This is a genomic window from Roseburia amylophila, assembly GCF_025567465.1.
GTDB lineage: Bacteria > Bacillota > Clostridia > Lachnospirales > Lachnospiraceae > Roseburia_C > Roseburia_C amylophila.
The window spans coordinates 65479-79705 of record NZ_JAOQKI010000010.1 but is presented as its reverse complement, the minus strand read 5'-3'; the positions used below and the strand labels follow the sequence as shown (position 1 = coordinate 79705).

13 protein-coding genes are annotated in these 14227 nt (G+C 42.8%); 1 reads left to right on the top strand and 12 read right to left on the bottom strand.

Features of this window, described 5'->3' with window-relative positions:
• Positions 1–106 precede the first annotated feature (106 nt).
• The 4 genes from OCV43_RS08305 to OCV43_RS08290 are packed head-to-tail and all read right to left on the bottom strand — an operon-like array spanning position 107 to position 3287.
• Positions 107–1333: a CpaF family protein gene (locus OCV43_RS08305; protein ID WP_262623828.1), complete on the bottom strand. Its 1227-nt coding sequence runs from the start codon at positions 1331–1333 to the stop codon at positions 107–109.
• 54 nt (positions 1334–1387) lie between these two features.
• Positions 1388–2389, bottom strand: a complete 1002-nt coding sequence (locus tag OCV43_RS08300; protein WP_022242869.1) for a hypothetical protein — start codon at positions 2387–2389, stop codon at positions 1388–1390.
• Positions 2389–2934 (bottom strand): A24 family peptidase, encoded by a 546-nt coding sequence (locus OCV43_RS08295; RefSeq protein ID WP_262623827.1) that lies wholly within the window; start codon positions 2932–2934, stop codon positions 2389–2391. The genes OCV43_RS08300 and OCV43_RS08295 overlap by 1 nt, the downstream gene beginning before the upstream one ends.
• Positions 2935–2990: 56 nt before the next feature.
• On the bottom strand, positions 2991–3287 hold the full coding sequence (locus tag OCV43_RS08290; RefSeq protein ID WP_227709715.1) for a pro-sigmaK processing inhibitor BofA family protein: 297 nt from the start codon (positions 3285–3287) through the stop codon (positions 2991–2993).
• Between the two features lie 130 nt (positions 3288–3417).
• Here OCV43_RS08290 and OCV43_RS08285 point away from each other — a divergent pair, with 130 nt between their 5' ends.
• Positions 3418–3672, top strand: coding sequence for a YaaL family protein (locus tag OCV43_RS08285; protein WP_022242866.1), 255 nt, complete (start codon positions 3418–3420; stop codon positions 3670–3672).
• On the opposite strand, the gene OCV43_RS08280 is transcribed toward OCV43_RS08285, so the two are convergent.
• From OCV43_RS08280 to OCV43_RS08245, 8 genes are all read right to left on the bottom strand, one after another.
• Positions 3636–4112: a flagellar export chaperone FliS gene (locus tag OCV43_RS08280; protein ID WP_227700760.1), complete on the bottom strand. Its 477-nt coding sequence runs from the start codon at positions 4110–4112 to the stop codon at positions 3636–3638. The two genes, OCV43_RS08285 and OCV43_RS08280, sit on opposite strands and share 37 nt — an antisense overlap.
• 15 nt (positions 4113–4127) lie before the next feature.
• Positions 4128–5516 carry a flagellin N-terminal helical domain-containing protein gene (locus OCV43_RS08275; RefSeq protein ID WP_117841879.1) on the bottom strand — a complete coding sequence of 463 codons (1389 nt, stop codon included), beginning with the start codon at positions 5514–5516 and terminating at the stop codon, positions 4128–4130.
• An 81-nt stretch (positions 5517–5597) separates the two neighbouring features.
• Entirely contained in the window at positions 5598–8699 is a 3102-nt protein-coding gene (locus OCV43_RS08270; protein WP_262623826.1) for a DUF6240 domain-containing protein, read from the bottom strand.
• A 169-nt stretch (positions 8700–8868) separates the two neighbouring features.
• A complete protein-coding gene (locus tag OCV43_RS08265) occupies positions 8869–9126 on the bottom strand; it encodes a hypothetical protein (RefSeq protein WP_227700762.1) in 258 nt (85 codons plus the stop codon).
• A gap of 46 nt (positions 9127–9172) precedes the next feature.
• Positions 9173–9673: a PTS sugar transporter subunit IIA gene (locus OCV43_RS08260; protein WP_262623825.1), complete on the bottom strand. Its 501-nt coding sequence runs from the start codon at positions 9671–9673 to the stop codon at positions 9173–9175.
• Positions 9674–9761: 88 nt separating this feature from the next.
• Positions 9762–10619, bottom strand: a complete 858-nt coding sequence (locus OCV43_RS08255; protein WP_262623824.1) for a MurR/RpiR family transcriptional regulator — start codon at positions 10617–10619, stop codon at positions 9762–9764.
• A gap of 135 nt (positions 10620–10754) precedes the next feature.
• The gene (locus tag OCV43_RS08250; protein WP_227700765.1) at positions 10755–12134 is read right to left on the bottom strand and encodes a PTS transporter subunit EIIC; all 1380 of its coding nucleotides are present in this window, start codon (positions 12132–12134) and stop codon (positions 10755–10757) included.
• A gap of 38 nt (positions 12135–12172) precedes the next feature.
• A complete protein-coding gene (locus tag OCV43_RS08245; protein ID WP_262623823.1) occupies positions 12173–14062 on the bottom strand; it encodes an oxidoreductase in 1890 nt (629 codons plus the stop codon).
• Between the last annotated feature and the right edge of the window lie 165 nt (positions 14063–14227).

Sequence of the window (14227 nt, the reverse complement as noted above, 5' to 3'; positions counted from 1 at the left end):
TAAACCAAATCCTGTAAGAATTGCCAGAGTGGACTGATAAAACAGCCAGCCTATCAGAATATCCAGTAGCAGAAATTCTCCAACATATAATAAAAACTGTCTTTTCTTAAAATGATATTGACGATAATCCGGCAGCCTGTAATTTTTCCTGATAGAGAAGTTCTCCTTTCTTCTCCCAGATTCCGCCGATGCTTCCCTGTTCTTTTTTCTCCCGGAACCGGAAGAGCTCGTGTAAACATACCTTGCCATTTTCTACCCCTTTCAATTCCACAACCTGCAGCAATTTTCTGCTGCCATCCCGGATTCTGCCAAGTTGTATGATAATATCAATGGCCGATGCTATCTGACTCTGGATTGCCGCCAGCGGCATATCCATTCCCATCAGCACCATCGTCTCAAGGCGGCTTACCATATCCATTGCCGAATTGGCATGTCCGGTACTCAGGCTGCCGGAGTGTCCGGTATTCATTGCCTGCAGGACATCCAGTGCTTCTGCCCCACGGCATTCCCCGACGATAATCCGGTTTGGCCGCATACGAAGTGCGCTTTTTATCAAATCCCGGATGGTAATCTCCTCTGCCCCCGGAAGCTTGATATCCCGGCTCTCCAGACGCACCAGATTTGGAAGCCCAAGCAACTGCAGCTCCGCTGAGTCCTCAATGGTAACCACACGTTCTTCTTTTGGAATAAATTCCGACAGGGCATTTAGAAATGTTGTTTTACCGCTTCCTGTTCCTCCTGACACAAAAATGTTATAACCGGCACATACCAGATGCTTTAAAAAATCTGCCACTTCCCTTGAAATAGACCCCCATTCTATCAGTGTCTGCATCCGGATCGGCTCTTTTGGAAAACGGCGGATGGACAACGCTGTTCCATCTATGGCAATAGGTTTTAAGACAATATTTACCCGGGAGCCATCCGGCAGTCTGGTATCTACAATAGGATGTAATTCATTTACCATACGGTTACTGCCTCCTGCAATCTGCTGTATGACATCCTGAAGCTTTTCTTCTGATGTAAAGTGTTTCTCCCACTGATAAAGCCTCCCTGCCTTTTCATAAAAGATTCCTTTGGTCCCATTTACCATAATTTCTGTAATGTCAGCATCCTCAATAAGCTCCTGCAAAATATCCAGCCTCCGCAGGGAATGAAAGATTTCCCGAATCAGATTCTGCCGCATGGAAATACTCATAGGCATTCTATGGCTGTCTTCTTCCAAAGTCTTTTGCACCAGTTCTAAGATTTCTTCATCTTCCATGGTTCTTGAAATGTCCATCCGTTCCATTACCTGATGCTTCAAGCGTTCCTTTAAATTCTCCTTTGTCTCCATCTGAATGCCTTTCCCCCATACATCTTCTTATACATTTCCTTATCTACTTCTTTCCTAAGGCATTCCTTTTTCATTGCCTTCTTCTCTTTCTATTTCCTGCGCTATCCACTCTTTGAAATAGCCTGCTGCTGCAACCGGACTGCCGGAATTTTCATATCTTTCACCTGTCTGCAATCGTTCCGGAATCTTTATAATCTGAATCTTTCCTTTTACTTCCTGTGACATAAGCTGTTGCTCTACCGTATCCATTCCATATTCCTGCTTTAAAAATGCATACACCCTGTCACACTCTTCGATAATTCTTCCCGTATCAGCAAGCTCCGGCTGTATCTCTAATATCACATAATCAAAGGACAATTCCTGCCAGATAATTTCTAAAAGTCTGTGATAATCCTGTGCTTTTACTTCACCCAATAAAACTGCCTGTTCTACCGGAACCATAATGCCAAGTTCGCCCACAGTAGTAATTCCGCTCATCACGCTGGCACCCCCATTGGTACTTCCAAGCCGGAGAGATAGCAAAACATCGGATAAATTATGGCTTTCTTCCATTTCCGGCAGCTTCATGCCGCAATATCCTCTGGTATTAATGTATAAAACCTTTCCCTTCTCTGCCAAAACCTGTGCTACAGCCAGTCCTGCCAATAAAGACAGCCCGTCATACCAGGGTGACAGCAGTCCTATGGTACGACCCTTCCTGCTTCCCCGCAGACAGATTTCCGTTGGACGCTCCGCCAGTAATGCATACATTTCCTGCAGGATGACATTGGCAGACTGGTACTTATAAATATGCGGCAATGCTGCCTCTCTTGCTCCCAGCCGTTCTTCTGCCAGACATACCATTTCTTTCTTTAAAGGAAGGGTTTCTGCTTCTTTCAACAGCCCTGAATTAATCAGCCAGATATCTCTTTTTTCTTCATTTAAATCTGCCTCCACACTGTTCCAGTCTGTATATACTTCTGCCTTTGCCACATTTCCTGTCTCCAGAAGATATTCTGCCAGTTTATTTCCATAGGCACTGTCCGCATCGCAGATTGCAATTGATATCTGATTCATTACACCACCCCCAATGTCAGTAAATAGCCGCCCAGTACCGCCGGTGCCAGATGCATGCAGGAATCATCCATACCGGACTGCTCCCGATAAGGCACCCACTGTTTTCTCACCAGACTGCTCTGCATATAATTTCTAAAATACAGTATGCGCTGTAGTAATGTTCCCTGCCTTATCAGCCGGAACAATCCGTATACTGCTGCCAAACATAAGGAAAAAATAATTGTGTGAAGCACAATAGAATAATCTGTCATGCAGGAGAGTGCCATAAAAAGCTTAATGTCTCCAGCTCCCATTGCATGTATCAAGAATAATAAATAGAATAGAATCACGGGAATTAACATCATTACTGTTACCAGTAAGATTCCCTTTTCTCCTTCTCCCCGGATATGTGCTGCATATCCTGTCATCACCCCCATGCCCGTCAGCCAGTTCGGTATTTTTGACTTCCATAAGTCAAAGCAAACTGCCAGTCCAAGCATGATTATCACCAGTATTGTTATAATTCCTTCCCCCCTCGCTGTAATCGAATTATACGATGTACCCATGACCTTGTACATGTCGAATTGGGAAAGTTTTTTCTTTCGTCACATTCCACAAAATATTACATCAGACGATATGCCATAATTCCATAAAGCAGGGTAAATCCTCCTGCTCCCAGCAGTCCCACCGTTGTAAGGCTCCATGGATTCAGTCCCACCATAATATCTATGCCATTCTTCGAAAGCAGCTGGTTGCAAAAGACAATTGCCACCGCTCCTGCTGCCATCCGGACAACAAAATTTAAGACAAGATCTGCCCTTTGTTTTAAAATTCCGATAAACAAAACCAGCAGACAAATGCCTATAATCACCATAATTCCTGTTTCTTTACTCATTACACTGCTTAAAATCCTTTTCAAGTATCCATTTCCTTACCATTAACATATTTTTCTGCAAAAAAAAATATTCCTTTTTTTGTATAGATTGGATTTTTCTGATTATACTTAGTAAAAAGAGGATTTATTTTCCATAAAGAAAGTGGGGATCGTATTGTTTGGAATTGTAAAAAGCACACCTGCGCCGGATGCCGGCTACCGCTTACTTTTAGATGATTTAAACCGGACAAAGAATGACTTGGACTTTGCATATGCGAATTTTCAGAATGTTGTAGAACCGGATCTGATTGATGCCTATATTTATGAAGTAAATGCCATGCAGCTTAAATATAAATTTCTGCTGCGCCGCTTAAAACAAAAAACAGAGGATTCTTATGCGAAGAATCCTCTGGAAGTATCTGACTCCTGAAAATTTTCATTTAATTGTTCTTTTCCATACGTCATACCCGCATATACCTGCTGGGTATTGTGCATTAAGGGTTCTGAGGTATCCTGCTTTGCGACCTCGCAGAAGGCCTGATACAAACCGCTCAGAACTCTTTTTGCATGGGCAATGCCGTCACCGCTCTGCTGATACATACTGCGCATCAGCTCTCTTCTGCAATAGGAATAAAGCGGATAAAGCTGTAGGGAAAGTTCATATTGAAAATTCAATGCCGCCTGAAGTTCTCCAATCACTGCATCAGCTTTCCGGATGGCTTCTTTGTATACATCAAAATCTTTTTCCTTCAGATTTTTTTCTGCTTCATCAAGATAAGAAAAGCAGATATCATATAAGACCACTACCAGTTCACTGCGGTTACTCTGGGTAATCCTTCTGGTAAAGTCCTGCTTCGTTCTACTATCCATGACAGTCTCCTTTGATTACTGAAGTAACTGTAATACCTGCTGTGGAATGTCATTTGCCTGGGACAATACGGAAATTGCTGCCTGGGACAATACGTTCTGCTGTGTATAATTGGTCATTTCCTCTGCCATATCTACATCTGAAATACGGGAAAGTGCAGATGTCATATCCTCGCTGGTCTCATCAAGACTTCCTACAGTAGAATCCAGACGGTTCTCACAGGCTCCGATGGCAGAACGTACGGAAGATACTCTTGCCAGTGCATTATCTAATGCAACGATTGCCCGATCTGCTCCGGTTACAGTTGTTACATCTAAATCATCCAGATATAAGGTCTCGGTATCAATCTCCGGAATATCTACTTTAATGGTCTGGTTTTCATTGGCTCCTACCTGAAGATCCATGGTTCCAATGTCGGTCACTTCTAATTTAGCAGTGCTTCCTGCGGCAAGTCCGCTCTTGGTAAGAAAAGACATTTCAAATCCATCACGGTCTGTAATAGTTACTTTATTGCCATCGACTGCGGCAGTTGCAGTGGTTGAAAATCCGCTTCCTGCGGCATGAATATCTACCTCAGCATTGGTTCCGTAAGATACTGCCGGTGTCATGGAATTAAATCCAAGCTGTGCTGCCAACGCAGCATCGCTGATTGTGATTTCTACTTTGCCTGTCTCGCCATATGCAGTGGATTCAAAGGAAAGCTTACCGCCATCTGCTTTTACGGTAGTCTCGCCTAACTCACCGGCTGTCCTGATTTTCTCAAAGACCTGCTCGTAGGTATCGGTTGCTTCTATTTCTACGGATGAACTGTTAATTTTCATTTTACCGGACGCTCCGATTGTTGCTGTCATATCATTAAATGCAACGGTATCTGCATCCTTCTTTGCAGTCTCAGCTGCCTGATTGATGGTTACGGTATAATCTGCTGCGGTTACATTACTGGATACTGCCATTCTTGTAGCGTTGGTTCCATATACTCTTCGCTGGATGCTGCCATCCAGTAAGGATTTAGTATTGAACTCGGTATCCTTGCTGACACGGTTAATTTCTTTCTTTAATTCTTCTACTTCCTGCTGAATTGCTTTCTTATCATCCGGTGTATTGGAATCACTGGCTGCCTGTACAGAAAGCTCACGCATTCTCTGTATCAGGGAAGTCACTTCATTTAAGGCTCCATCGGTTGTCTGTAATACGGAAATACCATCAGACGCATTCTGGGATGCCTGGTCAAGTCCTTCAATCTGTAAATTTAATTTATTGGAAATTGCCATACCTGCCGGATTATCTTTGGAATGATTAATCTTTAATCCGGAGGACAGACGCTCCATTGCCTCGGTTACTTTATTTTCTGTACGCAATAACTGTTTATTTGTAATTACCGCTGACATGTTATGGTTTACTTTCATTTATCTTAATTCCTTTCTTCCATTCATGCCCGCATCCTTGCGGTCTATCGACGTTCCATGTCTTATGTATTCTATATCGGACTACCTTTCTAAGGACTTAACCGCTTTTAGGAAACTTTCTGCCATTCCATAAAGTGTCTTTGTCTGAATTTCCGTATCTGAAGAATTCTTTTCTTCCGTCTTGTCTGTATTTTCAGAAGAAACTTCTGTGCTGTGATGGATTCCATCCTTCTTTATTTCCCCGGTCATATAGCTGATGCTGACTTCCTGTCCCGGCTCCTGTGCAAAAAGATTTTCCCACTCTTTCGCATGGCTTTCAAATAATGCCGTTGTCTCTTTGGATTCTGCTGCAATATAACCGGAAATCTTTTCCTTGCCGGCACGAAGCTGCGCTGCCACTCTTCCTAACCGGTCTGTCTCAAAAACAACATCCACCAGACCTTTCTTTTCTTCACCACGGACAATCTTAAGTGAAACGTTACAAGTCTCGCCCTGTACCAGCACCGGAACTGCATATTCTTCTTTCTTTGCTGCCGCACTTCCCAATGCAATCTGGGTATGCATCATTTTCAGCTCCTGCAAATCAAGGCTTGTAAGATTATCCTCCGACATCATCATGGTCTTCATGACATTCTCAGCGGTATCTGCCAGCTTCCGCTGAGCCTCTGCCATTTCCTTCGGTGTCTTAACTGCCTCTGCAAAATCAGAAAATATTTTTTCTTTGATATTTTCCAGTTCCTCTGACAGATTTTCGCTCCGGTCTGCCATCTTAAACAGACGGTTAAATACCTGATTCCGGTTATTCATATAATCTGCTGCTGCAAGCACCCGGTTGACGGTTGCCGGCATATCAAGCTGTTCTAACCACTCATAGACTTCCTGTGGTGCCGCTGCTGCCTGGGACAGCTCCTGTACCTGTTCCTTCCGGTAAGCTGCCTCTGTTTCTTCTTTCTGCTCCACTTCTTTCATGGCATCTGCAAGTTCTTCCGGTGTCATGGAAAGCCATTTTTCATCTTCCATAAAAGGTGCAATCTTCTCCGGTACCAGCCCATCTTTCACATCAGAAAGCTTATTCTTCTGGTACGCTCCCTCAATCTGTTCCGTAATGGAAATGCCGGCTCCTTCTTTGGTCTGTACGCCTCCAAAATCATCATCTACCTGATAATCCATAGCACCATGCTTTGCGGAACGAACCTGGGTCAGAAGTCCACGCAATGTAATATCTCCGCCCTGCTGCAGCAAGGCTCCGATTGCTGCGCCGTCTGTCTTTTCTACCTGACGGATCAGCCGGTATACACCGATATAAGCACTTCGTTCTTCTTCGCTGATTTCCTTATTCTGCTCTAATTTATAAAGGTATTTACTGAATTTTTCCTCTTCGGTAATGCCCTGTTCTTCCTGAATCTGCTCAGATACGGTGTTTATCTCTTCAAAGCTCATATCCAGCGGATTCATGCCTTCTTTTATCATGGTACGAACAACTGCCGGTTTTAAATGGTCAAATGCCCGCTGCACTTCTTCATCCGCAGCTTTCATTTCCGCAATATTTTCCGGTGTCAGCTCCATCTGGTTATAAGCTAAGATTCTGACGGCACGCTGATTTCCATAGCTTGTTTCCAGGCCTAAATCCTTTAAAATATCATCCACATTGCGGAATGCCTTGGAAATGGAATCTCCCATGTCCTGACGTGGTGCTGTCATCATGGTCTCATATCGTTCCCCTGCCTTTTCAAAGGTATCCTTTAAGGCAGCTCCGTCTTCATAAAGACTCTGCAATGTTGTTTCATCTACCGGATGGATTCCTAGGGCATATGCCGGCATCGCTTTTAATGCTTCAGATGTGTCCATGACATTCCGGAACAATGCCACATCCGCTTCCTTTGGTGCAATGCCATCCCCGGAAAGGAGTCTGCTGTAATATTCATTTTCCTGTGTTTTCAGTTCTTCCACCAGCTGGGACAATTCCATGGTATCAATGGAAATTCCTTTTTTCAGTAAAGAAAGGTTCGCTTCACTGGTCATTTTCAGTCTGGTTTCCTCTAACTGTCTTCTTGCAGTCAGAAGGTCTAAGCCGCTTTTCGTATAAGCTGTTTTATCCGCTGCCGCTGAAACTTTTGTGTCCTTGTTCTTTATCTCATCCGCAGCTTTTTTCAGATTCTCAATAGTAAGCGGTTCTCCGGAATTTACCACATAGGCAAGTTCCTCATCCGTTACATTGGTAATGACGTCCAATGCATCCTGTGCCTGATCCTTGAAATCATTTCCGGAAAGTACGACATCCTGCGGACGGATTCCATCGGAAATTGCCTCTGCCGATACCACTACAATTTCTTCCTCACCAAGCGGAAGCTGTAACTGCTGCAATGTGGATAACTTCTCTAAATTCTCTGCAGTCAGTGGAATACCATTTTCAATGAGCCATCTGCCATCTGCCATATTCTGCTCATTGACATCCATACCGCTTTCGGATATTACGGCTTCTATCTGTTGCTTTAACGCATCATAATCAAGGTCTGTCATCTGCTGCATTCCGGCATAGGTTGCACTCCCGGAAAATTCTGCTTTATATAAATTTGCAGTGGTAACCGGCAGCTCATTATCCAGCATATATTTCATGCTTCCTTCATCCGGTGTATGAAGTTCTTCCATCATATTGGCAGTCTCTATAATATCTTTTACATTATTCTCAGTCACCGGAATATTGACAGTATTAAGAGCTGACTCAATATGCTTTGCCATTGCAGTACTTCCTGCCATTGCTTCAATCTGGGCATCACTGAGTCCGTCCCCGAAATAGCTGATGTCCTCTCCTGATTTTGCCAGCCGCATCTTCATCTTATCGGTCTCGGTTACTACCGTTGGAATCTCCGTATCCGTCAGGGAAAATCCATCTTCTTCCATTGTCTTTGCGTCTTTTCCCGTAGTATGGTCTGATGCAAAAAGCATCTCATTTTTCATCTGGGTTGCGTCCAGATTAGATGCCTGCTCCCGAATCTCCTCTAAGGCATTTTCCTCTTTTTCCGGCTTGCCATAAGTCGGCTGCTCTAACAGACGGTCTGCCTTTCTGTCTTTTTCTATTCTTACGATGGATGCATCCTTCTTCGCAGCTGCCACATTTTCCTGTCTGGCATTTCCTGTCACTACTACATTGGCATCCATTTTCTGATTCTGTTCTATCCGCATGAAATTCCTCCATTTTCACGGTCTTATCAAATGTCCTGCTATTTTATTATGTCGGCTGATTGAGTGAAAAACTTAAGTAGGCAGCGAAAAACCAGATAGCCATTTTCTTATGAAAGAAAGAACTATCTGGTTTTATACACTTTTGATTTTATTACTATTTTTCTATAAATTACTTTTGATTTACAGCTCTTCCGGCTTTGTCAAATCCGAAAGACTCATCTCCTGAGATGGCTTCTCCGCTCAGTGTAAGCGTTCCGTCATCGGAACTGTATGTTCCAACCTCTATCGTAATGGAATCATCACTGACGCTACTGACCTCGCCATATAAGGTATCGCTTTCCTCTGCCTCCGTAGAAACCTCCGTGTCGGTTGCTGTATTGTTTCCGCATCCGCTTAAAGTTGAAAAACTAAGTACAAGTCCTAACATTATAATATGTGAAGTTTCTATGTTTTTTAATTACAAATTTCCAATCTTAAAATTCTATGATTACAGTCTCGTTCTGTACTGCATCCATTCCGGTATGAATCTTCATATCCGGGTACTCATCTCCGTTGGTAAATACCAGAATGCAGGTTTTCTCATATCCCTGGGCTTTGATTTCTTCCGGGTTAAATTCTAAGAGCTTGTCTCCCGCTTTTACTTTCTGTCCCTGCCTTACAAAGTAGCGGAAGCCATCTCCCTGCATATTTACGGTATCGATTCCTTCATGAATCAGGAGTTCTGCTCCGTTTGATAAGGTTAATCCAACCGCATGTTTCGAATCATCCATTAATAAAGATACTGTTGCGGCACACGGAGCAGTAACGATATTTCCTTCCGGCTCAATTGCCAGTCCATCACCTAACGCCTTTGAGGAAAATACCTCATCCTTTACTTCTTCAATCGGAATTACTTTTCCCGACAGATATGCTTTCAGAACCGGTGTCTGGTTCTCTTCTGCAGAATTTTCTTTATTTTTAAAAATGGAAAACATCTCTATTTCCCGCCTTTCTTTTCTTTTTTCACTTCTATGCTGCCAAGCCTGGTTGGTTTACATAACTATAGACAACATCCTCGTCTTTCTACTGCTCTTTGCTTTCTTTTATGAAATACGCCTTTTCCTTTGTCTCCTTTTCATTGCTTTCATAATCAAGCTGATACAAAAATGAAAACATGCAATCCAATATAAAATGGAATGCGCTATATACCGCAAACGTATCTATTTTCTCTTCATAAGAGCCCTGCTCCTGAATATCCACCAGAATGACTTCCTGACACATTTTCGCCACGGAGCTGTCTGGAGTTGCCGTAATTCCTATGCAGTACCGTTTATTCTTTTTCAAAAGTTTTAAGCTTTCTACCACATCCCGGTTTTCGCCGGACTGGGAAATTGCAAGATTGACGGTGTGCTCCGTTGCCGTCAGTGCATAACCCGGCAGAAAACAGGAACTCATCGTCAAGTTTACTATTTTACCAAAACGCAGCATTTTCTGTTGAAATTCCAGTGCTACTGTGGCAGAGGTTCCGACACTGAAAACATTAATCATATCGGCTCTGCTCATCCGCTGTACAATGCGGTGCAGCTGGTTATAATCAAATCCAGACACTGTTTTTCTTATAGTCTCATTATTTAATTTTGCAAGTTTCCTTACTATCTGTTCAAAAGAGTCATTCCCCGAAAAAGGATAGTTTGCATCTACTACGCCCTGATTTGCAAATACTTCATATTCTGAATAAAACAAAATCTGAAATTTTTTATATCCATCCAGTCCCAGCTTTCTACAAAATCTTGTAATAGTAGACGGCGACGAAAAAGTCGCACGCGCCAAGGACTGAATGGACATATTTTTTACATCAAACCCATTTTTCATCAAATAAGCTGCAATACTTTTTTCAACATCTGTAAAGTCTGCCTGCTTCATCAGTTTTTCTATAATCATAGCACTTCCCTTTCTTCCGGCAGCTTTTGCCAAATAATTTTACATTTATTTTAGCAGAGAATCCACCGTAAAAAAAGGGAAGATATTGTAAATTACCAGAAATATGCTTTGCGGGTTCCCCGCATCAATTATATTCTAGTCATATTCTTTTACTTTACCGCTCTTAAGCAGGAATGCTGTGATTCCGAATCCTAAAACGATAGATACGATAATTCCTACGCAGTACATTGGGAAGTTGACACATCCAAACCATCCACTGAAAGCAAGCAGTCCTGAGAAGGAGAAGTTTGTTGCTGCAACACCGCCGATTCCAAGAACTAATCCTGCTGCTGCACCGGAAACAATCATTGTTCCAAGCAACCATTTGCTTCTTAAAATGATACCGTAAAGTCCAGGCTCTGTAATACCGCAAAGTGCATTGGTAAATGCTGCTGAACCTGCAGTTGTCTTGTCTCCTGCATTTTTTGCAAATACTGCTACTGCAAGGCAGATTCCAAGTGCTGCGTAGTTACCCATTCCACCTGCTGCCAGCGCCGGCTCAAAGCCCTGCTCTGCCATAATTCCAAGAAGAATCGGAGTAACTGCCCAGTGCATACCAAGAAGAATTACCAAGGAGAATAATCCACCAAATACAATGCCTACAAGAATCTTGCTTGCGCTTACTACACCGTATACGGCATTTATTCCGTTTGCAACAAGTCCGCCCAGTGGTCCAAATACAAGAATGCTAAGTGGAACAAATACAATCAAACATAAGAATGGAACAAGGATAAACTGCACTACCTGTGGCAAAATCTTTTTCAGCCATTTTTCAAAATAACTCATGCAGAATACTGCCAGTAAAATCGGGATAAAAGAACCGCTGAAATTATATGCGGTAAAGTTAATTCCCAATAAGGAAGCTTTCTCACCGGTTACCAGAAGGTCTGCTACGCCAGGATACATAATGGATGCACCCAGTGTTACGGCTACATATGGATTACATTTAAAATGCTTTCCTGCTGTAAATGCCAACAGAATCGGGAAGAAATAAATCAGCGAATAAAAAATAGAATAAAAGGTCTGGTAAGTAAGACCTGTGCTGTCTACTACGCCAAGGTTTGCCAGTAATCCAATTAATCCGGATGCGATACCACCGGTTGCCAGAATCGGAATATACGGTGCATATACATCGGACATCATTTTTGTAAATCTGTCTAAAAGTCCGACTTTCTTCTTCCCGTCATCCACAGCTTCTGCTGGATTTTCTGCTTTTAATTTGGATTTCAGTGCCGGAACTTCTGCAAGCTGTGCATAAACATCACCTACATTTGGTCCGATTAATACCTGATAATATCCGGAGCCGATTAAGGTTCCCAGTACACCTTTTACTTTCTTTAAGGAAGCCTGATCAAATTTTGCTCCATCCTTTAATGTAAAACGGAGTCTTGTTGCACAGTGAATACAACTTTCAATATTATCTGTGCCACCCACGCCGGCGATAACCGCCTGAATTAATTCTGAGTAGTCTTTCATTCGTATTACCCCTTTCTTTTGTGTAATTCACATTTTTCTTATATATTTAATCCTGCTACAAACCCTTCAAAATTTGCATTCATAATGTTCGATGGACTGATACAGTCCCCAATTGCTATGGTATCTTTACAGATTCCGTAAAATGCTTCTACAAGCTTTTTCTGTGCCGAAAGTCCGGTAGAAAGAATCAGGTTGTCATAGGAAATACTCTTCTCTTCTCCCTTTTCATCCTTATAAACAACAACATCCTCTTCGATTCTGCTGCAACCGCATTTTAACAGGCTGTGAAGATTCTCATACTGCAAAAACTTCTGACGTAATGCTTCCCGGTATAAAGAGTTGGCATTTGCTGCCAGTGTATCGGTCAGTTCCAGAATGGAAACATTCTTTCCCTGCTCGGCAAGTTCCAATCCTATCTCGCATCCAATACTTCCTCCACCGAGGATTACAATATCCTGTCCCAGCTGTTCCGGATATGCAATTGCTTTTGTTGCAAGCTGTACCTTGGAACCGTCAATTCCCGGAATCGGAAGAATCCTCTCTACGGCACCAAGGGCAACTATCAATGAATCCGGCTGAAGCTCTTTTATGAACTCCGGTGTTGCTTCTGTGTTCAGACGAACCTCTACCTTTCTTTTTGCCATCTGCGTCCGGTAATAATTTAAAAGCCGCTTAACTTCTTCCTTGTGTGCTTCTTTTTCAATGAAGCGAAGCATGCCGCCCAGTTCACTTTCTTTTTCCAGCAATGTCACCTGATGTCCCCGGTCATATGCTGTCATGGCAGCTTTCATGCCTGCCGGACCTCCGCCAACGATTACCACATGCTTTTTCTCTTTTGCTTCCGGCAAATCCAGTCCCGATGGAATAAATTCCTCATTGTGATATCTTGGATTTACCGAGCAGCCTACATTCCAGTGGTCTGTGGAAATGTGATAGCAGTTGGAGCATCTGAGACACGGAACAATGTCTTCCGGATGCCCCTCCAGTGCTTTCTTCGGCCAGTTCGGGTCTGCCAGAAGTGTTCTTCCAAATGCCACCATATCCACGTAGCCCTTTGCAATAATTTCATCTGCCATTTCCGGCGTCATAACGGCGCTGACCACAGAAACCGGAATCTTAAGCTCCTGCTTTGCAATTTTTGCCCATTTGAGATTCGGCATTTCTTCTTCCAGATTGGTTGTGATGCAATGCACATTTGCTTCAAACACTTTATCAATTCCAGATGAAATCTGAACGGTATCCACATACTGCTCTGCCTGCTTCAGGAAGTACATCACATCCTCAAAGCTTATGGAATCTTCAATCCATTCATAGGCACTGACACGCATATCAATCGGATAATCTTTTCCAACTGCTTTCCGGACGGTTTCTAATATCCGAAGTGGAAAACGGCTGCGGTTTTCGATGCTTCCACCGTAGGAATCTGTCCGGTGATTGTAATGTGGGGAAAGGAACTGTGCCGGAAGCCAGCCATGTCCGAAGTGAAGAAAAATGGAATCGAAACCAATTTTTCTTGCACTTGCTGCGGTCTCGGCATACCACTGCAGTGTCTCTTCCATCAACGCTTCATCCATTTCCTTTACTTCCACTCCATCCGGGCGGATAAATCCAGACGGTCCTTTCGCATAATCCACCGTTCTTGCATCCTGTCCGGCATGAAAGATTTCGATAGAAGCTTTCGCTCCGCCTTTGTGAATCTTAAGCACTTTCTTTCTGGTTGCTTCTCTTTCATACTTGGCAAATGGATACGGTTCTTCCGGACTTGCAAAACTGGAACGTCCAGGTTCTACTATTGCATGTCCCGCAATTACAAGTGCTGCACCGCCCAATGCTTTTTCTTCAAAATCATCACCTGTCGGTGTTGCCACAATTCTATTTTTTAATATCATTCCATTAATAGAAATTGGCTGAAATAAATGATTATACACGTTCTTCTCCTTTCTGCTGTATTTTATTTACCTTCATCTTAAGGCACTTAAACCGCAGAAACAAGCCACTGAAAACAACTGGAAAATATTTTTCACAATCTGTATTTTTTCATCATTTATTTATGAAATTTATTATCTTTTTATAATTTTTGGCTTCACTTTTTG

Excerpts from the sequence above, each read along its gene's own strand:
- OCV43_RS08305 (WP_262623828.1), bottom strand. The coding sequence starts at position 1,333 with ATGGAGACAAAGGAGAATTTAAAGGAACGCTTGAAGCATCAGGTAATG.
- OCV43_RS08300 (WP_022242869.1), bottom strand. The coding sequence starts at position 2,389 with ATGAATCAGATATCAATTGCAATCTGCGATGCGGACAGTGCCTATGGA.
- OCV43_RS08295 (WP_262623827.1), bottom strand. The coding sequence starts at position 2,934 with ATGGGTACATCGTATAATTCGATTACAGCGAGGGGGGAAGGAATTATA.
- OCV43_RS08280 (WP_227700760.1), bottom strand. The coding sequence starts at position 4,112 with ATGGATAGTAGAACGAAGCAGGACTTTACCAGAAGGATTACCCAGAGT.
- OCV43_RS08275 (WP_117841879.1), bottom strand. The coding sequence starts at position 5,516 with ATGAAAGTAAACCATAACATGTCAGCGGTAATTACAAATAAACAGTTA.
- OCV43_RS08270 (WP_262623826.1), bottom strand. The coding sequence starts at position 8,699 with ATGCGGATAGAACAGAATCAGAAAATGGATGCCAATGTAGTAGTGACA.
- OCV43_RS08265 (WP_227700762.1), bottom strand. The coding sequence starts at position 9,126 with ATGTTAGGACTTGTACTTAGTTTTTCAACTTTAAGCGGATGCGGAAAC.
- OCV43_RS08260 (WP_262623825.1), bottom strand. The coding sequence starts at position 9,673 with ATGTTTTCCATTTTTAAAAATAAAGAAAATTCTGCAGAAGAGAACCAG.
- OCV43_RS08255 (WP_262623824.1), bottom strand. The coding sequence starts at position 10,619 with ATGATTATAGAAAAACTGATGAAGCAGGCAGACTTTACAGATGTTGAA.
- OCV43_RS08250 (WP_227700765.1), bottom strand. The coding sequence starts at position 12,134 with ATGAAAGACTACTCAGAATTAATTCAGGCGGTTATCGCCGGCGTGGGT.